The following is a 21,133-nucleotide window of genomic DNA, read 5'->3' as shown; positions in this document are numbered from 1 at the left end:
CCTGGTCGAACTGGCGACGGCGCCGACAACACCAGGCCCGCATCTGTCATTACCGAACACGCGGCCACCTGCCATAAGTGCCGTTGCAGTACTAGTCGCGGAAGGGCTGCTTGACCCAGCCCTGGTCCCAGTTCGACACCTGGTGGGTGCGTCCGCGCAGTTCCTGGAAATACCAGGTGCCGTCGCGCTTGACGAACTGATCGGTGTAGTTGATGGTCAGGATGACCGGGTCCTTCTTGGTGGCGTCCTGACTGTTCTCGATGGTGCACAGGCACAGCAGGTAGAAGTATCCAACGGCGCTCTGGCCGTCGTCGGCGAGCTCCACACGTGGGGCGATCATGTAGTGCAAAGCCCAGGCGATCTTGTCCGACAACGCCCGGAAGTGCGCCTTGATCTCCTCGGGGCCGGTCATGGATCCACCCTCGCCGTCCACGACCCACCGGCCGTCTTCGACGAACAGGCCGGCGATACCTTCCGGGTCATAGCCGTTGTCGCAGAAGCCGGCGTAGCGGTACTTGAGCTGTTCGATTGCGCGGACGTCTTCGAGTCGTGTCAGTCTCTCGGCGAGCTCGGCGACGCTCACATCCGCGGTAGTGGTGTTCATGGTTTGGAGTCCTCCTGTGAGGGTTGAGGTCTGGAAGGTTTGTCAGGAGATCTGCGCGAGGACGTTGGAGACCGTCTCGAGGTTGCGCATGCCCTCGCCCGGGTCGTCTGCCGGATCGACCCACAGCACTGCCCGTTCGATCCCCAATTCTCGATAGCTCTCGAGCAGTGCAGGATCCGGCGGCGCCGAGGCCACCGCGATGCCGACCGATTCGGGATCACGGCCGGACTCCTCGACGACCCTGCGGAACTCGGGCACTGTCTTCGACAGAGTCGGATCCTCTGCGGAGGGCACGACGTACCAGGCGTCGGCCCACTCGGCGGCGTGCCGCATGGTGGTGGGGCCGCCGCCGCCGAGGTAGGTACGTGGGCCGTTCGGTTGCGCGGGTTTGGGCCACGCCCAGGAGGGGGCGAGGGACGCGCGAGGCCCGTCGAAACTCGCCTCCTCCTGCGTCCACAGTGCCTGCATGACCTTGAGCTTGTCGCGCACGGTCGAGTAGCGCTGCTTCCAGACGACGCCGTGTGCCTCGGCCTCCTCGACGTTCCAGCCCATTCCGACGCCGCAGATGACGCGGCCGCCGGAGAGGTGGTCGAGGGTGGCGATCTGCTTGGCTTTGGCGATCGGATCGTGCTGAGCGAGCAGGCAGATTCCGGTGCCGAGCATGATCGTCTGCGTGTGCGCGGCGATCATCGACATCGTGACGATCTGGTCATAGGTGCGCAGGTAGAACCCGGGTAGCTCGGGCCCGCCATAGGGGATCGGGTAGTCGGTTTTCCGGGACACCGGGAAATGCGTGTGTTCGGGTACGAACAGGGACTCGAATCCGTACCCTTCCGCGGCCTGCCCGAACTCGATGGGGTCCGGCCCCTGATCGGTGAAGAAGTAAACTACGCCCACATCCATGACGGGCTCCTAACTGAAGTGTCTGCGTGTAAGGGGCGCCGACGGATTCAGGCGTCGCCGACGACGACGTGGTCATCGAGGACCACTACGTAGTGCTTGCCGATGAAGTTCTCGACGTCTGCCAGGGCCGCCTGACCGGCCTCGGACGCCCAACCTGCCTCCATCGCCTCGACGCTCTCGTAATCGAGAACGGCCAGACCGTCGATCCCGAATCCGTTGTCGGGTTCGGTGGCACCTTCCTGCGGAACGACGTGCCGCTGCACGTAGCGGATCACGCCGGGCACCTGCGCGGCGAGCGGGGCGTGCTTTTCACGCCAGTACTCGTCGAACTGGGCGAACGACATTCCCGGCTTGCGTCCGATCAGTGCGATCGTGCGGACCGGTCCACCGTTGACTGTCATTGACTTTCCTTCTCTGTTGGGGTCTGTTGACGTGGAAATGTGGGATTGTCAGCCGGGGTACTTTGCGAGCATCCCGGCATCGACGGGCAGCGCTGTGCCGGTCACATACCGGGACTCGTCACAGGCCAGCCACAGGACGGCTTCGGAGATGTCGGCGGAGTCGACCCACGGCACCGGGAGCAGGTTGATGCGCCCGAGAACGTCGATACCGTCGTCGAGGGTCGGGTTCTCGAGGTCCGGACGGAAGATCTTCGCTGCCGTCGGATTGTCGATCATGTCGGTGCGGACGTTGGTCGGATGCACCGTATTGACCCGGATGTTGTGCGGAGCAACCTCGTTCGCGACAGAACCTACCAATCCGACTAGCGCGTGCTTGGCGGCGCTGTAGTGCGCCACGTGCGGGACTCCGCGGATACCGGCGATGGAACTGATCGCGATGATCGACCCGCCGCGACCACCGGCGATGATGTGCGGCAACGCCGCCTTCATCGTCTGCCAGACACCGGTGAGGTTGATGTCGATCAGGGTGTCCCATTCCGCACGGGTGAGCTCCCAGGAGGGTTTGGCTGCGCCGAGAACGCCGGCGTTGGCGACGACGATGTCGAGTCGTCCCAGTTCGGCGGCGGCAGAGGCGACCGCGTCGATCATCGACTCGTCGCGGACGTCGGCTTCGATCACGACCGCCCTGCGGCCTAGGTCCTCGATCAGGCCGGCGGTCTCTTTCAGGTCCGCGTGCTCGGGCATCGCGTAACTGACCTGGTCGATCGGGCGTACCGAGTCGAGCAGGATGAGGTCCGCGCCTTCGCCCGCGAGAGTGAGGGCGTGCGACCGGCCTTGGCCGCGGGCGGCGCCGGTCACGAACGCCACCTTGCCGTTCAGTCGCTGACCGATGTCTCTCATGAAAGATCCTTTCGAGGATTCAGGCGGTGGAGGATGTGGCGCAGGTCCAATTGCTGTGCTCCCACCGCAACGGCGATGACCACGGCTTGGACGAGGAACTGGGTGGAGGACGGTGCGCCGAGGGAGAGCACCAGCTGAGTGAGCTGGCTCAGGAACAGGGCTCCGACGGCTGTGCCGATGATGTTGCCGCGGCCACCGGTGAGGGCGGTGCCGCCGACGACGACCGCCGCGACGGCCGGCAGGAGGTAACTGGTGCCGGCGTTGGTGTTCGGTGTGCTCACATACCCGGCCAGCAGGACCCCCGCACCGCTGTAACACAGCGCGGCGGCGACGTATCCGCTGATCTTGATCCGCGCGGTGCGCACACCCGCGGCGTGGGCGGTGCGCTCGTTCGACCCGACGGCGATCACCCGGCGTCCCCAGGCGGTGCGGTCGGTTGCGAAGACGGTCACGATCATCAGCGCGATCGCGAGCCACACCGTGTTGGAGACACCGATCGACTTTTCCAGTGCGAAGTCGGACACGCTCTGAGGGGCGCGGGTCGGGGTTCCTCCGGAGTAGGCCAGGGCGGCGCCCATCAGGACGGCGTTGACTGCCAGGGTGGCCACCAGCGGGGTCACCGAGAAGGCGGAGACGACGATGCCGTTGACCAGGCCGACGACGACGGCGATGGCGGCGACGATGAGCAACGCGGTGAGGATGCTGCCGTGGTCCTGGGCGTACTGGCTGCTGACCAGGGCGGCCATCGTCATCATGCCGGGCAGTGACAGGTCGATGCCCTTGAGCATGACCACGATGGTCTGCCCGATCGCGGCGATCGCCAGGATCCCGGCGAAGGGGAGCAGCGAGTCGATCGCGCTGCCGGAGACGCTGCCGGGTGCGATGAGCCAGCTGAAGCCGAATAGGGCCACGGTGATCGCGATGACCGAGCTGGTGCCGTTCCAGGTCGGCGTCCAGCGGCGAGAACCGGAGTCCTTCGGTTCGGTGTCCGGGAGTGCTTGTGGTGCGTGCATTGCGCTCACGGCGTCAGCTCCGCTCTGCGAGGGTTCGGGACTTGGAGTAGAAGGCGGCCGCGGCGATGGTCAGCCCACCGAGCAGCCACTGCTGCCAGTACAGCGGCAAGCCGATGAACTGCACCACCGTATTGATCTGGATCACCAGCACCGCGCCGAGGCAGGCACCGATGAACGAGCCACGCCCACCGAAGATCGAGGCGCCACCGAGTACCGCGGCACCGATGCTCGCGAGCGTGTAGCTGTCACCGATACTGGCATTTCCGGTCCCGGCCTGCGCCATCAGCAGCACGGCCGCCGGAACGACCAGCACCGAGCAGCCTACGTACGCGATCAGAGTGATCCGCTTGGTGCGCACACCGATCCGATCTGCGGTGGCATGCGCGGATCCGGTGGCGCGCAGGCGGATACCGAACAGAGTCCGGTACATCGCGAACTCGAGCAGCACCGCGACGACGATCGCCAAGACGATCATGATCGGGATGAATCCGAGCTTGGTGGACGCGTACGACAGGAAGATCGGATCGATCTTGCCCGCGGGCAACGGTCGCAGCAGGTACGCGATGCCCTGGATCGCGGTATAGGTCACCAGGGTGGCGATCAGGGGATTGATCTTGACGACCACCGCCAAGGTCCAGTTGACCAGACCGACGACCGCGGCCACGAGTGCGAGCACGATCAGCCCGATGATCATCCCGATCGGCGTCTTGTACGCAGACAGGACGAACGAGCCGACCACGACCAGCAGGCCTGCCAGCGGCCCAACCGACAGGTCGATGCCCCCAACCATCATCACCACCTGCTGGGCCATCGCGAAGAACGCCAAGGTGGCCAGCAGCGGCAAGATCAGCCCGAAATTGCGTGAGGTGAGATAGAACTCGCTCTGGCTGATCGCCACACCCGCGAGCAGTATGGTCGCGATCGCGAGAATCGCCGCGGGAGTGAGGTCGTTGCGGGCCAGCTTCCGGCCGAAGGTGACTTTCCGCAGCGCGGTGCCGACGCGACTGCGACTGCCGGTGGCACTGAGTGCGGCCTGGGCGATGCCGTGCTCGGACAGGTCGTCGCCGACGAGTTCCTTCGCGGCCTTGCCACGGGAGAAGACGATGACCCGATCGCAGAGCTGCTCGAGTTCAGCAGCAGAGGAGGAGAGCACGATGATCGCCGCGCCGCGGGCCGCCGCCTCCCGCAGGATGGTGTAGATCTCCTCGCGGGCGCCGATGTCGACACCCTGGGTGGGCTCGTCGGCCAGAATAAGCTTCGACTCGGTCATCAGAACTCGGCTGAGCACGACCTTCTGCTGGTTTCCGCCCGAGAGGGTGGCGATATCGACCTCGGCGGAGGGCGCCTTGACCCGCATCGACGCGAACGTTTCGGACGTGGCCTTGCGCTCGCGCAGGCGCGAGAGCACGCCGAGGTGAGACAACCGCCCCAGCGACGACAGCGAGGCGTTCTCCCGCAGACTCAGGCCCGGAAGAATGCCCTCGTGGTGCCGGTCGTGCGGAAGGTAGGCGATTCCCCCGGCCAGTGCCGCGGTCGGACTCGACGTCTTGACTGCCCGACCGCCGAGTTCGATGGTGCCGCGCCCGGCGACCAAACCGCCGAGCGCACGCAGGACCTCGCGCTGTCCCTGACCCTCGACACCGGCGAACCCGACGATCTCGCCGGCACGGACCGTCAGGTCCAGGTCGTCGAACCCTGTACCGGAGAATCCGGTGACCTCCAGCAAGGTGTCACCGAGCGCGGTCGTGCGGGTCTCGGCGCGGGTGTGCGCGCGGGTGAGCTCGCGGCCGACGACGAGGTTGACCACGTCCTGCTCGGTCACCTCGGCGCCGTCGAACGTTCCGACCAGCGCGCCGTCGCGCAGTACCGACACGGTGTGGGCGATCTGCTTGACCTCGTTGAGCCGGTGCGAGATGTACACGACCGCGCTACCGGCGTCGATCAACTCCGACACCAGGCGGAACAACTCGGCCACCGCGGGCGGCAGCAGATGCTCGGTGGGTTCGTCGAGGACGATGACCTTGGGCTCTTCCGCCAGGGCCTTCGCAATCTCGACGACGAAGCGCGCGTCGGGCTGCAGTTCGCGGACCGGAGTGCGCGGATCGATCGAGGCCACGCTGCTCCACCGCGAGAGGATGCCTTCTGCCCAGCCGACCTGCTCGCCGACCGAAGGGCGGCGGTCTTCGGGCATGTTCAGGCGCATGTTCTCGGCCACCGTCAGATCCGGAAGAAGCGCCGGCTCCTGATAGACGATGGCGAGCCCCTGCTCCCGGCACCAGGCCGGGGACGGGTCGGTGGCAGCGACGCCACCGATCTCCACCGTCCCCGAATCGGCGGTGATCGAACCGGCCGCAATGCCGACGAGGGTGGACTTGCCCGCCCCGTTCTGGCCGACTAGCGCATGGATCTCGCCGCGCCGGACGGTGAGCGAGACACCCTTGATTGCGTGGACCCCCGGGTACTTCTTGTCCACGGAGCCCAGCCGCAGGACGATGTCCTGATCGGCGATCTTGTGGACCGGATCTTCTTGAACCTGTAGGTCACTCACGTACATCACATCCTCGACGATGTCTTGCTGAGTCATTGTTGACCACTCCTCATGCTCTGGCCGGACCGTTAGCCGTTACCGGAAGACGGCCGAGAGCTGCTCGGGCGAGAGCGCCGAGGACAGGTCGGCGTCCGGCGGCAGGTCCTCGCGGCAGGTCGGGAGCTTGCCGCCCAGGGTGTCGACGAACGTCGGCAGTTCGAAGTTCTCCGGCTCGTTATCGGGCTGTCCGTTGAGCGCGGCCAATGCCTTGCGGGCTGCGATACGCACGACGGTCGTGGTGCCGTCGAGGGTCAGCAACTGGAAATCCGGGTTGGCCTGGTGGTACTGCAACCACATGCAACCGAGTTCGTTGTCGGTCGCCGACGTCGCCAGCGGCGGGATAGGCCGGCCGGCGTTGATGAACGCTCGCAGCCCGCCCTTCGATGCGACACCGTAATCCGATGCCAGAGCATCGATCTCGGGGTACTTGGTCAGCGCCCCGGCCATTGCCCGCTGCTCGTATGCCGCGTCCCAGCTCGACGGCTGCGGCTCGTTGGTCAGGGGTGTGAAGGCATCGCCGAGTTCCTTTGAGGTCTCGTTGATTCCGTCCCACAGGGCGACCGTCGAGGGGCTCCCGCCCGGCAGGCCGCCGCTGAAGAGAATCTTGCTGCCCGGCTGGACCTGGCCGCCCAGCCACTTTGCCATCGCGTCGCCCTCGACATCGAAGTCGTACTGGACGTAACCGTCGTAGTCGACGCCGACCTCACCGCCGGGATCGGCAATGTAGGGCACGACGACGACACCGGAGTCATGAGCATTCTTCAGGGCGCTGAGCGCCTGGCTGCCGAAGTCGTCGTACGTGACGATCGCATCGAAACCCTGTGCGGTGTAGGAGTTGATCGCGGTGATGTACTTCTGCAGGTCGTTGTCGGCCTGGGTGTATTCGAGGGTTACGTTCGGGCAGGCGGAAAGCTCGTCGGTGAGTTCGGCCTGCGTGATCTTGCGCCACGAGTTGGCACCGAAACCGGCGACGTGCGCGATCTTGAGGGGCTGGTCGCCGCAGAGCTGCTCGACCGGCAAGGCCTGGCCACCGTCGCTCGTCGAACCTCCGGACCTGCTACCCGATTCTGCCGGCGCACTGGCGGTGCATGCGGCGACGCTGAGGATCGCGCTGAGGGCAACTCCGGCAAGGGCCGCACGACGACAAGACAGAGCGTTCATGGATTTTCCTTCTTAGTGCCAGACACAGACGAACGTTTGCTCGTTTAGCTATTGTGGCGTAGAGCACAGCATCCGTCAACGGGTGATCTACGGCATGGCGCAACCTTGGGAGTTTGGGGGTGCTCGCGGCGCTCACGCGTCAGCAGAAACTGTGTGGCATGTTGCCCTTATCGCCTCGCGTCAACTCTGTTGCGGCAGTGTGGAAGAGCAATCTCGCGTCCCACTGTGGTGGTGCGCCGCCTGTGCGGCGGAAGGCCCGGAGAGTGGGAACCGTTGTGCGCGCTCTGGGTGCTGGCGGAGCAACGGCCACTAGCCCTCCCGGTCCGTGACGGACTGGAAGGGCTGGGCCGTGTCGTATGTTCGGTTGTGGAGCTTGGTGCGGGTGTCAGCCGACCGGGACCGGGGCGGCAACGCGCACAGTGTTGCGCAGGGTGCCCAGGCCGTTGATCTCCGTGGTGAGCGTTTGACCGTCGGACAGATGTGTTCCCGTCGGATGGCCGACCCCGCCGGGAGTTCCTGTCAAGATCACGTCACCAGCCTGCAGGGTGACGATGTGTGAGATGTACTCGATCAACCGTGCGGGGGTGAACACCAGGTCGCCGGTCGAGTCCGACTGGACGGTTGCACCGTCGACGAGGGTGTTCAATGTGGCACCGAGCGAAAACTCGTCCGGGGTCACCAGCGTCGGGCCGATCGGGCACGTTCCTTCGAAGGTCTTGCCCTGCAGCCACTGCTGCGTCCGATACTGGTAATCGCGCATGGTGACATCATTGGCGACGGCGAAACCGGCGATGTATTCGCCGGCGTCGGAGGCTTGCACCGTCCTCGCCTTCTTGCCGACGACGACGGCGAGCTCACCTTCCCAGTCCACCTGCTGATCGGCATAGGCAGGGACGTGGATGTCGTCGTAGGCGCCGATGAGCGCTTCGGGAAACTTTGCGAACAAGGTCGGGTACCGGGGAAGTTCCCGTCCCATCTCTTCGATGTGGTTCGCGTAGTTCAAGCCCACGCACACGATCTTCGTCGGGTGCGGAACCACCGGTGCATAGTCGGCGTCGGCGAGATCGGTGACGGCACCAGCGGCCTCTGCTGCAATGCGCTGCCAGTTCGGGTTTCGCAACAGCTCCGAGACAGAGGAGTACGGCTCGATCAGGACCGCTGACCCGCCGTCGATCCTGGCCGCCGCGGTGGATCCGTTCGAACGCAGCGTCGCCAGCTTCATGAGACGGCGACCTCGGCGGGCTTCTTGAGCATCAGACCGGATCGCTGAACGCGGCAGACCAGCTTGTCGTTCTGGTTGAAACCGCGGTGTTCGAAGCGCACGATTCCGGTATCCGGCCGGGACTTCGATTCGCGGCGCGACAGAATCTGGGTCTCCACGCGCAGGGTGTCACCGATCAGCACCGGTGCCGGGAAGGCGATCTCCTCGAACCCGAGGTTGCCCAGCGTCGTTCCGAGTGTCGTTTCCTGCACCGGAATACCGACGACGACACCGAGGGTGAAGACGCTGTTGACGATGCGCTCGCCGTACATGCTGTTCTTGGCGAACTCGGCATCGAGATGCAGGGGCTGCACGTTCATGGTGAGCGTCGTGAACAGCAGGTTGTCCGTTTCGGTGACGGTGCGGGTCACGGCGTGCTGGATGGTGAGATCCGGTTCGAGCTCTTCGAAGTACAGTCCACTCATTTGTCTGGTCCTTTAGGTTCGGTCGGGTGATGGGTCAGCGCGACTGGATGGTTTCGGCGAGGGCAACCACGCCGCGGGCGGTTTTGACGTGGGCGATGTCGACGTGTTCGCCCTCGAACAGTGCCGCCGCCTGGCCGTTCGCCTGGGCCTGCTCGAAGGCCTCGATCATGCGGCGGAAGCGGTCGACGATTTTCGGGTCCGGCGCATAGACGTCGTTGACCGTCTCGATGTGTGAGGGGTGGATGAGGACCTGCCCGGTAAAGCCCAACCGACGGTTGCCCTCGGCGAACCGGCGCAGCCCTTCCAGGTCGGAGATCTCCTGCCAGAGTCCCACGATCGGATGGGCCAGCCCGGCGGCGCGGCAGGCGAGCACAGCCTTGCTGCGGTAGTGCAGGGTTTCGAGGCCCTCGGCTGTCCACTCGAAACCGACCTCCCGCGAGACATCGGCATCGCGGGCCGCGGCGACCATCAACGATACGACCCGGGGATGGGCTGCCGCGATCGACTCGCAGTTCACCAGCGACTTCGCGGTTTCGAGGGTGGGGATCACCTCGACGCTGCCGCGGGTGAGCGCGGCCTCGATCTCGAAGTGCTCGAGCAGGGCCGCGAAATCCAGCACCTCCCGCGGTCCGTAGATCTTCGGGAGCAGTAGACCGCCGAGCCCGGCGCGGACGACGGCCTGCAGGTCTTTGCCGAAGTGGTCGGTATCGAGGGGGTTCGGGCGCACCAGCACCGTCACCTCGGGGTGCTCGCGTCGCAGGGTGTCGATCGTGACGGCTGCCATCGAGCGGGCCTCCGCCTTGCTCGGCTCGGGAACCGAATCCTCGAGATCGAGGATTACGGCGTCGGCGCCGGCGCGCACGGCTTTCTGTGCCCAGCCCTCACGATGAGCCGGCACAAACTGGAGAGAACGTAGGGGTCGCATTACTTCCTCACTCGATAGGGAACCGCCGGTGCAGGGACGGCACGGACTCCCCGCGCAGTCCCGGGTAATACCGCCGATCGTTGCGCTGGCCACTCGGCCGTGTCCGAGCCCGCAGCGAAGAAGGTGCGGGATTTCGTGGTGTGTGGCATCTCGTCACATCCAGAGATCGTGGTGCAAGGCTTTGACCAAATGATTGACCAGCGGGTTGGCTGCCCGTAGTGTTAAACGAACAATCGCTCGTACGTTAACACGGCCGGCGGCGCCGGCGCTATGAGGAGTTTCGATGACAATCAACGACGTCAGCACTGCCACCCGAGTGATCGGGCAGCCCGATCGCTGGTGGGAGGACCTCGAGCTGGGGGACGTACTCCGTGGCCCCGGTATGACTGTCACTGATGCACACCTGGTGCAGTGGGCCGGGCTGACCTGCGACATCGTCTCGCTGCACCTCGACGAGGAGTACGCCGCCGGCACCCAGTTCGGGCAGCGAATCGCACACGGGCCTTTCACGCTCTCGCTCGCCCTGGGGCTGACGACCCAGACCGGCTACTTCAACAACGTCGTCGCCTGGCTCGGCCTCGACGAGGTGCGCGCTTTGCGTCCGGTGCTCATCGGCGACACCTTGCATCCCGAAGCCGAGCTCATTGCCGCCCGTCCCACGAAGAAACCCGACCAGGGCATCTGGTCCTTCGCCTACAGCGCTCTCAATCAGCGAGGCGAAGCCGTGATGACCTTCCGGAGCAGCTTCATGATCCGCCGACGCCCCGAGCCGCTGCGCTGACTCGTCACCAGGCGGGCCCGCGAGCGGCCGCAGTGGCACTCATATCTTGCATAAAAGCAACGTTTGTCTTCTGAAAGGAATCGAGCATGGCCGAGCACGACAAGCCGGTAGTAACTCGCAAGGGGGCGGAAGCGCAGAACACGGGCCAATCCGGTGGCGCCGTGCGGGTGTCCGGGGTCAGCGTCCAGCACACGCCGGCGACGAAGCTGTGGTTCGGGAAGGTCTTCAACGAGCCGGGATATCGGTCACTGCCACATCATCACGGTGAGGCCGAAACCGGCGGGTACGTTCTCACCGGCAAGGCGCGAATCTACTTCGGCGAGAACTTCAGCGAGTATATCGACATGTCGGAAGGGGACTTCGTCTTCGTCCCACCCTTCATGCCGCACGTCGAAGCCAACATGAGTACCACCGAGGAACTCATCTGGCTCACCACCCGCACGCCCGAGAACATCGTTGTCAATCTGCCCGAGGTAGACGACGGCACCCTCGCCGGATACGTCCGTGTCGGCACCCACGCCGAGGCGCACTGACCTTCTCTCTCTATATGCATCATCCGCAGGCGGTCCTTTCGCTGCGGCTCAATATTTCCACCCACGGAAGTCCTCCGGCCGAATCACGGCCGGAGGACTTCGGTGCGTCGAGCAGCGGAACGCATATCGGCCGTTTGGTGTACCGGGACGGGGGCGAACCGGTGGAGAGGTGCTAGCGCGCGCCGATGCCGGTTGTCATCTTCGCGACCGCCGCAGTGCGATTGTTCACCGACATCTTGCGCAGGATATTGCTGACGTGAAACCTGACCGTGTTCCTCGATATATACAAGTCACGACCGATTTCGGCGTTCGACGCACCGCCCGCGATCATGCCCAAAATCTCGTGTTCGCGACCGGTCAACGGCTCGTCGTGATCCGAAGGCCATGCGGTATCCGCGCGGGCCGCAAGGCCGGTGTGAACACACGAATTGGCGTGGACGCCGGAGAGGAGGATCCTCTCCAGCGCCGATGCGGCGCCAAGGCGTGCCGCCGGGTCGTCCACGTGCTGAGAGTGAAGCAAATCGAGGATTCGGCTCAGCTCGGCGTGCATGGTCATCGATTCCACAACCCTCCGGGGACTGACCCAGCCATGGACGCTCCGCGGCGGCTCTCCAGTCCTGGCGATGCTCGGCCCGAAATGGTTGTTCGACACGGAAGTCCTTGCCATCGACCGTGAAGAGTCAAAGGCTCAAACAAACAAACACTCGTAAGTGTAAGCGGGTGTCGGGTACCGAATCAAACTCCGGTGAAAGAAGCGGTTCCATGTCGCTCGCCATTGGGGATCGAACAGTACACCTCCCGCTCGAGTTGACCAGGTTTGTCGGTAGGCGCGCTGAACTCAATGAAGGCAAGCGACTCCGCGGTACCTACCGGTTGGTCACCGTGACCGGAATAGGAGGAGTGGGGAAGACTCGCTCATCGAACTCGGCGACGTGCACGACGCCGGGAAACCGCGGTAGCAGTCGAGAAACTGCTTCGGGTCTGTCCGGATCTGCGCATTCTGGCCACCAGTCGGGAATGTCTGGGGATCGGTGGCGAAGCCACACTGGCGCTGCGACCGTTGGCGACCCCTGACTGCCACGGCCCGAGTTCATTGAGCGTGCTTTCCAGCTACGAGGGGTTCGCCCTGTTCACTGTAAAGATTTGCCAGCGGCTCGAGGGGCCTGCGGCTTCCCATCGAGCTGGCGGCCCGGCGGCTGCTAGCTTTGTTCGCACAGCAGATCCTCGAACACCTCGACGATCGCTCGAGGCCGCATCGAGCGGATACTCCAGAAGCTCCGATTCTCCTCCGCATCCACGTTGCCGCCTGGCTGACAGAGTGAGACGCCGTCGCGCGACACGGTCCTTGGAAGTCGGCCGACGCGGCCGATGACCCCGCACCTCACAGCATCGAAGCCGGCCGGACCGGAATAACTCCGGCCCGGCCCGCTCGAGAGTGTCAGCCGGCGGCGCTGTCCGACCACTCCGGGTAGTCGATGTAGCCCTTGTCTCCGCCCGAGTAGAAGGTGTCGAGATCGGGCATGGTCAGCTCGAGGCCATCGCGCAGGCGGCGCACCAAGTCCGGATTGGAGATGAAGTACCGACCGAATGCAATCAGGTCGCCGCCGCGCGCCAACCACCGATCGGCATTCGCCTTGTCGACGAAGTCTGCACTTCCGACGATTGCAGGATTCACGATCAGTGGGCCGGTCCAGATTTCCCGGATCCGATCGTTGATATCCTCCGATGCAGTCTCGAGAATGTGGAGGTACGCCAATCCCAGCGGATTCAGGGAGCTGAGAAGCGTCGCGTAGAGGCTTTCAGGATCGCTTTCGTTCATGTCGTGGAACTTTCCGCCGGGAGAGAACCTGATCCCCACCCGGTCGGCGCCGATGGCAGCGCTGACGGCGGTAGCGACCTCGACCGCGAAGCGTGCCCGGTTTTCGTTGGAGCCGCCGTACTGGTCCGTGCGCTGATTGCTGCTGTCCGACAGGAACTGCTGGATCAGGTAGCCGTTGGCGCCGTGGATCTCGACACCGTCGAAGCCGGCGGCGATCGCGCGCTCGGCCGACGCGACAAACACGTTGACCTGCTCCTGAATCTGCTCGACGGTCATCTCCACTGGAGTGACGAACGCCAGCCGACCACCCGAGTTGAAGATGGTGCCCTGGGCGGCGATGGGCGAGGCTCCGAGTGGCTGCATTCCGTTGATCTCCGGGTGCCCCACGCGTCCACCGTGCATGAGCTGGGCGAAGATCCGACCGCCGGCATCGTGGACAGCAGTGGTGATCGGGCGCCAGGCGGCCTCCTGCGCGTCGTTGTAGAGACCGGGAATGTTGGGTTCCGACTGTCCCTGCTTCGATGGCGAGATGCCCTCGCTCACAATGAGCCCCGCGCTGGCGCGTTGCGCGTAATAGAGGGCGGCACTCTCGGACGGTAGTCCCATCTCAGAGGCGCGAACCCGAGTCATGGGCGCCATGACTACTCGATTCGACAGCTCCAGTGAACCCAATTTGTATGTCTCGAACAACATGACCTGAGGTCTCCTTACTGTGGGGATGTTTGTCCGCCCGGTCATCGCCTGGCTTGCATCGGTACTAATCAATGCCGTTTGCACGGTTGGTTGTCGACCGGACTTTCGGTGTCTGGTGCGCTTAGCTTGGTGGTGTAGTCGTCGGCGAACCCAAGAGCCCAGTCTCGGTGGCGCAGTGTGGAGGTTGCGGCGACAGCGCCCTGTCCAGGCATCGTCGAACGTCGTCGTAGGACGATCGTCGGATTTCGGCAATACTCAGGTGGGGTTGATGTCTCGCATGATGTCCTCGCTGACCCGCGTGCGATCGATGATTGGTCGAAGTGCCTCTCCCGTGCAACAAACGTACGGACGTTCGTAAGTATTGGCGGGATCGGTCGATGTGTCAACCCTCACAGGTGGGCGCATGGCCGGGCGCGTGTCACAGGCCGTGGCGATCGGGCGCGATGTGGCTGCTCGGCAATGAGGGCACCTTGAAGGACACCGAAGGCACGCACGGGTTCCGATGCGGCAGAATGTTCATTGCGGACCGCGCAATCACCGTCGCGTCGCGGCGTTGCCGATTTCCCCGACCGTATCGGCTCGTGACATTCAGGCGTGTGGTGCGGCAAAACGAGCAGCCGGCGCAGCCGGCGATCAAACGAGGTAGGGCGATGACGGCGGCGCAAGAACGAACCTCAGGTGTCGTATTTCACCTTCGCACTTCCCAACCGAAGCGTGCCTGATTGGGTGCCAGAGCCCGGAGCCGATTGCCGTGACGCCTCAGATCCTTTGCGGCGCGTCGGCAGCCACCAGGTCCGCGAGGAAGGCGGCAGGGACCGGTGCCCAGTCTCTGCGCCACCGTCCGGCGACCTGGTCATCCCGCAGTGCCGCGATGAGCGAGACGACGTGAGGTCCACCATCAGGAAGGTGACGCACCAGACCCAGCTCGGCGCACTGTGCCGCGATCAAGGTGAGCAGTTCCTTGGCTTCGTCGATGCGGCCCGACGCGAACAAGCAGGCTACGAGCAGCCGCCTGGCCTGCATCAACAGCCGGTGCGCGCCGAGGCTTCGGAGTCGGTTCACCCACTCCTGCGCCCAGGTGCAGGCGAGATCGGCCTGGTCCGGTGAATGCTCATCGAGCAGCAGTCTGATGGCTGTTGCCTCTTCGATCTGCGCTGTCAGAGCCTCCAGGCCGTCGACCGGTCGTCGGCGAGAAGGATATTCTGCGGGAGGCGGGACCGGGATGTCGGAGTGCAATGGAAGACCCAACCTGATCCGCTCGTTCTCGACGTTGGCCCGCAACCGCGGAAGAGACAGTGTTACAGCAGTGTGCGCACCCTCATCCAGTCGCTGCGCTGCCGTTATTCGGTCACCTCGCAGGGCCTTGATACGGGCGCCGAGGACATACCGTGTGATTTTGAATTCCACGAGACCGCCCTCGCCTCCGAGTTCGTAGCCTTCGTCGAGCAACTGCTCGGCTTGGTCGATGTCGCCACGTTCGTATAACAACCCACCGAGGAGTGAATCGGCCAGGCGCGCGGCCTCCGAGTGCCTACCACCCAACTTCCTCGCCACCCGCACCCCTGCCCGGAAGCTGCTTTCTGCCGCAGCGACATCGAGTTGTTCGTAGGCGGCAAGGCCGGCGAAACAGTGCCCGTGCATCACCAGGTACGGACCGTTGGTTCGCGCATGAAATGCGGAGGCCCATTCCTGTAGTCGGCGCGCTTCGTCGAAATCGAACTGGTATATCGCGCGATAGGTTGCCATGTTCGCGGCACTCGACACAACCCACGGCCGCAACGTGTCCAGCCGCGGCAGGCATGCCCGGACCAGTTCGTCTGCGCCGTCAATTCGGTCCGCGCGGAACCGAATAACGCCCCGCATCACGGCGGCCTCGACCCGCAAGTCGGCGATCTCCTCGGTGGAGGGAACGCGATCGAGCGCTGATTCGACGAGGTCGAGTGCTCTCTGTGCAGGTTCGGCACGATGCAGCATGATATTGGCCCAGGCTACTGCGAGTTGCAACCACGGACGCGACTCCGTGAGCGCGGGAGGGAGTTTCGCAACCATCCCGAGGAGGGTCGTCGTGTTCGAATACTCGATCAGGTGCATTCCATCGCGCTCGACGAGCTCGACGGCTCGGACCTGATCACCCGCCGTGAGTGCGTGATCGACGGCCTCGCCGAGGAGTTTGTGATCGGCGAACCACGTCGATGCCGTGCGGTGAAGTTCGTCGATCCGCTCGGGCTGATCACGCTCGAGTCGTTGTCGCAGGAACTCGGCGAACACGTGGTTGTACCGGAACCACACTCCGTCCTCGTCTACCCGTCGCAGAAACAGGTCCCGCTCCTCGACTACTTCGAGTAGCGCCTGCCCGCGCGGCACGTGCGCCAGCGCGGCCGCGAGGCTGCCACTGATCCGTTCTGTGACCGACGTAGCCAGCAGAAAATCGAGGATCTCAGGTTCCAACGTGTCGAGGACGTTCTCGGCGAGGAACTCGCCGATGGCGTGATGCCGACCCGACAGGTGCCCGATCAGCTCTGCGGGATCGTCGCGTCCGCGCAGTGACAAGTACGCCAATTGCAACGCCGCCACCCACCCGTCGGTCGAGTCCCGCAGGTCCGCGACATCCTCCAGCTCCAGCTCCAGCCCGCCCAGGTCGACCAGTAAGGATCGTGCCTCCTGTTCATCGAAACGCAATGTGGTGTAGTCGAGTTCGACGAGCTCGTCGCGGACGCGCATCCTGCTCATGGGAAGGCCGGCCCGCGTGCGGCTTGCCACGATGACCTGGATGTGGTGGCAGCCGTTGTCGAGCAGGAAGCCGATGGCTGCGCGGGTCTTGGCGTCTGTGACCCGGTGCCAGTCGTCGATCACGATCGCCACCCGCTCACCGCTGGCGTGGATCTCGTTGATCAGCGAAGAAAGGACGTACTGCTCGGCCTCGTCGCCGTGCTCGTCGAGCGCCTGCACCAGGTTGCGAGCCAGGGTCGGCCGGACCCGCTGGATCGCCTCGACCAGGTGCGAGAGAAACCACACCGCGTTGTTGTCGTCGTGATCGACAGTCAGCCACGCGACCGTAACCCCCTCCTTAGTCAGCACTTCACCCCATTGGGCGGCGAGGGTGCTCTTGCCGAATCCGGCCGGCGCATGGATGACAGTCAACCGGCGCCGCTGTCCGGCGCGCAGGGTGTCGATCAGTTGTCTACGCTCGACCAGCTGCCGGGTCGGCGTGGGCGGGCGGAACCGGGTCGAGGGGGCGGGCGGCGTCCCTGTCGTCGCCGCATAGCTCCGACCTCCCGTCGTCGTCGGGCCGGACCTGCCCGACGTAGTCCTGGTCGAGGCGCCGCGGCGATGATCATCGTGTTCGGTGTCGAGGTCGGCGGGCAGGGCCATCTCGTCGACGGGCACGCCGTTGCGGAGCTCGGCTTCGCGCAATTCCTCCCCGAACTCGACCGCAGTCGACGCACGATCGTCCGGCTCCCGGGACATCGCCCTCTCGATCGCGGCACATACGTCGCGGGGGATGCCCTCCCCACGCATATCAGGCACCGGCTGGGAGGTGATCCGCAGGAATTGGGCCATCACCTGCTCGCCGCTGCGGCGCTCGAACGCGGCGTGACCGGTGATCGTACAGAACAAGGTCGCCCCGAGGCCGTACACGTCCGATGCCGGGGTGGGGGGCCGGCCCCCGAGTACCTCGGGGGCGGTGAACGCCGGTGAGCCGACCACCGTACGTGTCGAGGTCTCGAAGCCGCCCACGATGCGTGCGATGCCGAAATCGGTCAACTGCGGTTCCCCGTAGTCCGTGAGCAGGATGTTCGCGGGCTTGACGTCCCGATGCACGGTGCCGACTCGGTGCGCGGTCTCGAGCGCACCCGCGACCTTTACTCCGAGCCGAACCGCGTCCTCCCAGCCCATCGGCCCCGAGCGGTGGATCCGAGAAGCCAGCGAACCGTGCTGGTGATACTGCATCACAATGTACGGCTGCCCGCTGGGGGTGGCTCCGACCTGCAAAATGTTGGCGATGTTCGGATGTCCGGACAGCCGGCCCATAGCTCGTTGCTCACGAATGAACCGCTCGAGGTTGTCCGGATCCAAATCGGCAGTGAGGACCTTGACCGCGACGGTGCGGTCGAGGGATGGCTGTAGGCAGCGGTAGACGACACCGAAGCCACCCCGCCCGATCTCCTGGGCATCGTCGAACCCCGCCGCGGCCAACTCCGCGGCGATATCCGGGGTCAGATCACGCTGCGTCGCCAGCGGATCGTATTCGGCCACGGCCGACCTCGATCTCTTGCCTCGGTGTCCACAATCGCGGTGTCATGCAAATCACCTCTCGAGCATCAATGCGAGCATAACCCCGATACGAATCCCCGAATCGTCGGTGAGTAGTCAGTGCGAGCGGCACGCGTGGTCAGCCGAGGCCGGTGGGCCGTCAAGTCGAGATCGAGTAGCGCTCGCACTGTTCGCCCACGGGCGTAGCCGGCGAGTGCGCCGTCCGACGGACGTCGCTGTGGCACGGCAGCACGACAAGCAGCCGGTTGTACCCTTTACCCCTCGGCCGCAATTTGCCCCACATCCGGAGTGCGGCAGGGATTCCGACCCACGGGCGACTGACCCATCGCAGTTCGTCACCGGACTACGGCAATCGGGAGGTGGTGTGCCCCAATTAACTTCGGTTGCCGGCGCTGGTGGCATCGCGGGGACCGCGCAGACTCCCTTGGCTGCTCGTGGGCGACTGTCGTATTAAGCTTGATTGCAACGCTATTCGATCTTCTTATCTGCATCGGACGTGCCGAACGGGGTATCAGATGTAACTGGCAAGTACTCCGATCCCCCGGCGGGGCAATGGCGAACTTCGGCTCGGGTTTGAGGCGCGACAGAATCTGTTCGGGCGGCGACCCAGGGAACTGTGGGTCGGGCGACCCGGGTCGGGCTACCGTGCCGTCACAGGGTTCCAGAGGCTGGCTATGAGCTCGTACGAGCGCATACGTGCTGCTTGGTCGTAGGTCTCCGACATGAAGATGAGCTCGCGGGCGCCCGTCCGAGCCACGAGCGCTTCGAGTCGGGGACGGACGGTCTCAGGCGTGCCGATGTAAGACTGGCTCAGCTGCTCCGCCACTGCCGCGGCTTCGTCCCGGGTCCACAGCTGATGTATGTCGTCCACCGGTGGATCCAGCGGCTGCATCCGGCCGCGCACCGTTGCGAGGAACCGCTGTTGGACGGAGGTGAACAGCCGGGCTGCCTCTCGGTCATCATCGGCGAGGACCGCGTTCACGGAGACCATCGCATACGGCTCGGAAAGCGCCTGCGAAGGGCGGAATGTGGAGTGGTAGAGATCCGTCGCTTCCTGCAGCCGAGTCGGGGCGAAGTGCGCGGCAAAGACGAACGGCAGCCCGAGACGCGCGGCCAAGGCCGCGCTGTAGACGCCGGAACCGAGCAGGTGGATGGGTATGTTTGCGCCCTCGCCCGGGATGGCCCGCACCCGTGGTCGTGTGCCGTGGAGGTAGGAGAGGAGTTCGGCGAACTGCGCAGTGAACTCCTGATCCGCCGGTCGTCCGCGACGAATTTCGGCCGCTGTCCACGGGTCCGTTCCCGGTGCGCGTCCCAGCCCGAGATCGAAGCGGCGGGGTGCAGGGCTGTCAGCGTGCCGACCTGCTCGGCCACGACGAGCGGCGCGTAGTTGGACAGATTGAGACTGCCGGTGCCGACCCGGATGGTCCGGGTCCCGGCGGCGACGGCGCCGGCCAGGATGATGTTGGCCGAGCTCGCCATCGGCGCCATGTTGTGGTGCTCGGCAAGCAAGTAGCGGTGGAAGCCCAGGCGCTCGGCATAGGCGGCGAGTCCGACGGTGCGGTGCAATGCGTCACCGACAGTGTGGCCGTGACGGATCGGTGCGAGATCGAGAAGCGAGAGTGCCGGACGATCCGGAGGAGTGGAAAGGGTATCCATCGCATGTGCCGTTTCTTATCTATGAATGGGTAGTGAGTGCGCCAGGGGTGCAGGCGAACCCGGGGTGCCTGGGATGGGGAGAGGCGCCCGGGAGGCGGTACGGCGGCCGCAACCCCGGCGGGGCGGTCTACCGCTCCGCCGCGGTGATCCAGCCGGGTATGTATTCGAAACGCGAGATCTTCCAGGTGTCGGCTTCGCGGCGTAGATCCAACCGATAGTGGGCTCCGTAGAGGTCCTGCCCACTCGGTGTAGCCGGCCGCTGCGGGATGATCCGGCCGACGACAAGGTGAGCGGTATTGCGAGCTTCGTCGACCGTGATCTCCAGCGGACGGCCGAAATGTTGCATCCACGGCCACAGACGACGGAAGGGCTTCATCTGTCCGATGACTTCATGGCGTCCCTGGAGGTCACCCATCGGGGGGAACGCCCCGAAGACATCCTCGGTGAAGCAGCCATGCAGGAGCGTGATGTCGCCTTGGTCAATGGCCCACGAATAGCGCGAGTAGAAGTCGGCGACCTGCCGCACGGCATCGTCGGGGTCGAGATCGGGGATGCCGCGGGCCCAGGGCGAGTCCAATTCGCTCACGATGCTGGGCGTCGCGTCGCCGATCTTCCATCCTTCGGGGGACGGGATGCTCCATTTCGCGAACCGAGTCTCGTCCCCGTCGATCCATGGGATGGACAGTCGCAGGACCTCGAATTGCCAACCGGACTCGGTCCGGACGAGGTCGGCCACGAGTGTCGCGCCGAACGTCGAAGGCGCCGGTTCCGATTGCGGCGTGAAACCGTACAGGTAGGAGGTAAGTACTGTCCGCTCGTCGTCACCGCCGACGAAGTGGTTAGTGGTGACTATGTCTGGGGGCATGACGAGATCGAAATCGGCGCTGAACAGAGCCGTGATGTCCGTGGCTCCGCGGGCCTCGCCATGCGCACTGGAGTGCAGGACGCTCGTTTCAGCGAAGACGGTAGTCAGGGCGCGCTGGTCGCTGTCGGCCCAACCTGCCACGAAGATGTCCAACGCCGCGAGTGCCCCCTCGGCCGTCGGGGATCGGCCTTCGTCCGGATGCTGGGTCGAGGCGGCCTCGCTCCGATTTGATCAATCCATTGTTGTTGCGGGTCATGTCATCGACGCTAATCAATGACATCGATGTCAAGGTCAAGCGAATGCGGAGTGAAGCACGTCACTATCTGCGCGC

General features: G+C 64.7%; 17 protein-coding genes and 1 pseudogene. 2 read left to right on the top strand and 16 right to left on the bottom strand.

What is annotated here, in order from left to right:
- Window positions 1–91: 91 nt before the first annotated feature.
- The 10 genes from ACFVJ3_RS35115 to ACFVJ3_RS35070 all read right to left on the bottom strand — a co-directional run bounded on the left by ACFVJ3_RS35115 (window position 92) and on the right by ACFVJ3_RS35070 (window position 10,180).
- Window positions 92–604: a nuclear transport factor 2 family protein gene (locus ACFVJ3_RS35115; RefSeq protein WP_378456439.1), complete on the bottom strand. Its 513-nt coding sequence runs from the start codon at window positions 602–604 to the stop codon at window positions 92–94.
- A 42-nt stretch (window positions 605–646) separates the two neighbouring features.
- Entirely contained in the window at window positions 647–1,507 is an 861-nt protein-coding gene (locus ACFVJ3_RS35110; protein WP_378456438.1) for an LLM class F420-dependent oxidoreductase, read from the bottom strand.
- A 47-nt stretch (window positions 1,508–1,554) separates the two neighbouring features.
- Window positions 1,555–1,908 carry an EthD family reductase gene (locus tag ACFVJ3_RS35105; protein ID WP_378456437.1) on the bottom strand — a complete coding sequence of 118 codons (354 nt, stop codon included), beginning with the start codon at window positions 1,906–1,908 and terminating at the stop codon, window positions 1,555–1,557.
- 48 nt (window positions 1,909–1,956) lie between these two features.
- Window positions 1,957–2,808, bottom strand: coding sequence for a mycofactocin-coupled SDR family oxidoreductase (locus ACFVJ3_RS35100; RefSeq protein ID WP_378456436.1), 852 nt, complete (start codon window positions 2,806–2,808; stop codon window positions 1,957–1,959).
- The gene (locus tag ACFVJ3_RS35095) at window positions 2,805–3,821 is read right to left on the bottom strand and encodes an ABC transporter permease (protein ID WP_378456445.1); all 1,017 of its coding nucleotides are present in this window, start codon (window positions 3,819–3,821) and stop codon (window positions 2,805–2,807) included. The genes ACFVJ3_RS35100 and ACFVJ3_RS35095 overlap by 4 nt, the downstream gene beginning before the upstream one ends.
- Window positions 3,822–3,834: 13 nt before the next feature.
- On the bottom strand, window positions 3,835–6,375 hold the full coding sequence (locus tag ACFVJ3_RS35090; RefSeq protein ID WP_378456444.1) for an ATP-binding cassette domain-containing protein: 2,541 nt from the start codon (window positions 6,373–6,375) through the stop codon (window positions 3,835–3,837).
- Window positions 6,376–6,444: 69 nt separating this feature from the next.
- Window positions 6,445–7,569 (bottom strand): substrate-binding domain-containing protein, encoded by a 1,125-nt coding sequence (locus tag ACFVJ3_RS35085; protein WP_378456435.1) that lies wholly within the window; start codon window positions 7,567–7,569, stop codon window positions 6,445–6,447.
- Window positions 7,570–7,954: 385 nt separating this feature from the next.
- Entirely contained in the window at window positions 7,955–8,791 is an 837-nt protein-coding gene (locus ACFVJ3_RS35080) for a fumarylacetoacetate hydrolase family protein (RefSeq protein WP_378456434.1), read from the bottom strand.
- Window positions 8,788–9,255 carry a MaoC family dehydratase gene (locus ACFVJ3_RS35075; RefSeq protein WP_378456433.1) on the bottom strand — a complete coding sequence of 156 codons (468 nt, stop codon included), beginning with the start codon at window positions 9,253–9,255 and terminating at the stop codon, window positions 8,788–8,790. The genes ACFVJ3_RS35080 and ACFVJ3_RS35075 overlap by 4 nt, the downstream gene beginning before the upstream one ends.
- 34 nt (window positions 9,256–9,289) lie before the next feature.
- Window positions 9,290–10,180, bottom strand: coding sequence for an HpcH/HpaI aldolase/citrate lyase family protein (locus ACFVJ3_RS35070; RefSeq protein ID WP_378456432.1), 891 nt, complete (start codon window positions 10,178–10,180; stop codon window positions 9,290–9,292).
- Window positions 10,181–10,463: 283 nt separating this feature from the next.
- On the opposite strand from ACFVJ3_RS35070, the gene ACFVJ3_RS35065 reads away from it, so the two are divergent.
- Both ACFVJ3_RS35065 and ACFVJ3_RS35060 read left to right on the top strand, forming a co-directional pair.
- The gene (locus ACFVJ3_RS35065) at window positions 10,464–10,961 is read left to right on the top strand and encodes a MaoC/PaaZ C-terminal domain-containing protein (protein WP_378456431.1); all 498 of its coding nucleotides are present in this window, start codon (window positions 10,464–10,466) and stop codon (window positions 10,959–10,961) included.
- 86 nt (window positions 10,962–11,047) lie between these two features.
- Window positions 11,048–11,494, top strand: a complete 447-nt coding sequence (locus ACFVJ3_RS35060) for a cupin domain-containing protein (protein ID WP_378456430.1) — start codon at window positions 11,048–11,050, stop codon at window positions 11,492–11,494.
- Between the two features lie 172 nt (window positions 11,495–11,666).
- Here the strand turns inward: ACFVJ3_RS35060 and ACFVJ3_RS35055 are convergent, their stop codons facing one another.
- From ACFVJ3_RS35055 to ACFVJ3_RS35030, 6 genes and pseudogenes are all read right to left on the bottom strand, one after another.
- Window positions 11,667–12,050: a LuxR C-terminal-related transcriptional regulator gene (locus ACFVJ3_RS35055; RefSeq protein WP_378456429.1), complete on the bottom strand. Its 384-nt coding sequence runs from the start codon at window positions 12,048–12,050 to the stop codon at window positions 11,667–11,669.
- Between the two features lie 882 nt (window positions 12,051–12,932).
- Window positions 12,933–14,006: an alkene reductase gene (locus ACFVJ3_RS35050; protein WP_378456428.1), complete on the bottom strand. Its 1,074-nt coding sequence runs from the start codon at window positions 14,004–14,006 to the stop codon at window positions 12,933–12,935.
- Between the two features lie 759 nt (window positions 14,007–14,765).
- Window positions 14,766–18,263: a protein kinase gene (locus ACFVJ3_RS35045; protein WP_378456427.1), complete on the bottom strand. Its 3,498-nt coding sequence runs from the start codon at window positions 18,261–18,263 to the stop codon at window positions 14,766–14,768.
- Between the two features lie 658 nt (window positions 18,264–18,921).
- Window positions 18,922–19,596, bottom strand: coding sequence for an MsnO8 family LLM class oxidoreductase (locus ACFVJ3_RS35040; protein ID WP_378456443.1), 675 nt, complete (start codon window positions 19,594–19,596; stop codon window positions 18,922–18,924).
- Window positions 19,597–19,679: 83 nt separating this feature from the next.
- A pseudogene (locus tag ACFVJ3_RS35035) lies at window positions 19,680–19,937 on the bottom strand (LLM class flavin-dependent oxidoreductase); the annotation flags it as partial.
- Between the two features lie 127 nt (window positions 19,938–20,064).
- The gene (locus ACFVJ3_RS35030) at window positions 20,065–20,943 is read right to left on the bottom strand and encodes a nuclear transport factor 2 family protein (protein WP_378456426.1); all 879 of its coding nucleotides are present in this window, start codon (window positions 20,941–20,943) and stop codon (window positions 20,065–20,067) included.
- Window positions 20,944–21,133 lie beyond the last annotated feature (190 nt).

It is taken from the genome of Rhodococcus sp. NPDC127593 (assembly GCF_042671975.1).
Lineage (GTDB): Bacteria > Actinomycetota > Actinomycetes > Mycobacteriales > Mycobacteriaceae > Rhodococcus_F.
This window is presented reverse-complemented; position numbering and strand designations above follow the sequence as displayed.

Coding starts and splice junctions, on each gene's coding strand:
- ACFVJ3_RS35115 (WP_378456439.1), bottom strand. CDS start 604: ATGAACACCACTACCGCGGATGTGAGCGTCGCCGAGCTCGCCGAGAGA.
- ACFVJ3_RS35110 (WP_378456438.1), bottom strand. CDS start 1,507: ATGGATGTGGGCGTAGTTTACTTCTTCACCGATCAGGGGCCGGACCCC.
- ACFVJ3_RS35105 (WP_378456437.1), bottom strand. CDS start 1,908: ATGACAGTCAACGGTGGACCGGTCCGCACGATCGCACTGATCGGACGC.
- ACFVJ3_RS35100 (WP_378456436.1), bottom strand. CDS start 2,808: ATGAGAGACATCGGTCAGCGACTGAACGGCAAGGTGGCGTTCGTGACC.
- ACFVJ3_RS35095 (WP_378456445.1), bottom strand. CDS start 3,821: ATGCACGCACCACAAGCACTCCCGGACACCGAACCGAAGGACTCCGGT.
- ACFVJ3_RS35090 (WP_378456444.1), bottom strand. CDS start 6,375: ATGTACGTGAGTGACCTACAGGTTCAAGAAGATCCGGTCCACAAGATC.
- ACFVJ3_RS35085 (WP_378456435.1), bottom strand. CDS start 7,569: ATGAACGCTCTGTCTTGTCGTCGTGCGGCCCTTGCCGGAGTTGCCCTC.
- ACFVJ3_RS35080 (WP_378456434.1), bottom strand. CDS start 8,791: ATGAAGCTGGCGACGCTGCGTTCGAACGGATCCACCGCGGCGGCCAGG.
- ACFVJ3_RS35075 (WP_378456433.1), bottom strand. CDS start 9,255: ATGAGTGGACTGTACTTCGAAGAGCTCGAACCGGATCTCACCATCCAG.
- ACFVJ3_RS35070 (WP_378456432.1), bottom strand. CDS start 10,180: ATGCGACCCCTACGTTCTCTCCAGTTTGTGCCGGCTCATCGTGAGGGC.
- ACFVJ3_RS35065 (WP_378456431.1), top strand. CDS start 10,464: ATGACAATCAACGACGTCAGCACTGCCACCCGAGTGATCGGGCAGCCC.
- ACFVJ3_RS35060 (WP_378456430.1), top strand. CDS start 11,048: ATGGCCGAGCACGACAAGCCGGTAGTAACTCGCAAGGGGGCGGAAGCG.
- ACFVJ3_RS35055 (WP_378456429.1), bottom strand. CDS start 12,050: ATGACCATGCACGCCGAGCTGAGCCGAATCCTCGATTTGCTTCACTCT.
- ACFVJ3_RS35050 (WP_378456428.1), bottom strand. CDS start 14,006: ATGTTGTTCGAGACATACAAATTGGGTTCACTGGAGCTGTCGAATCGA.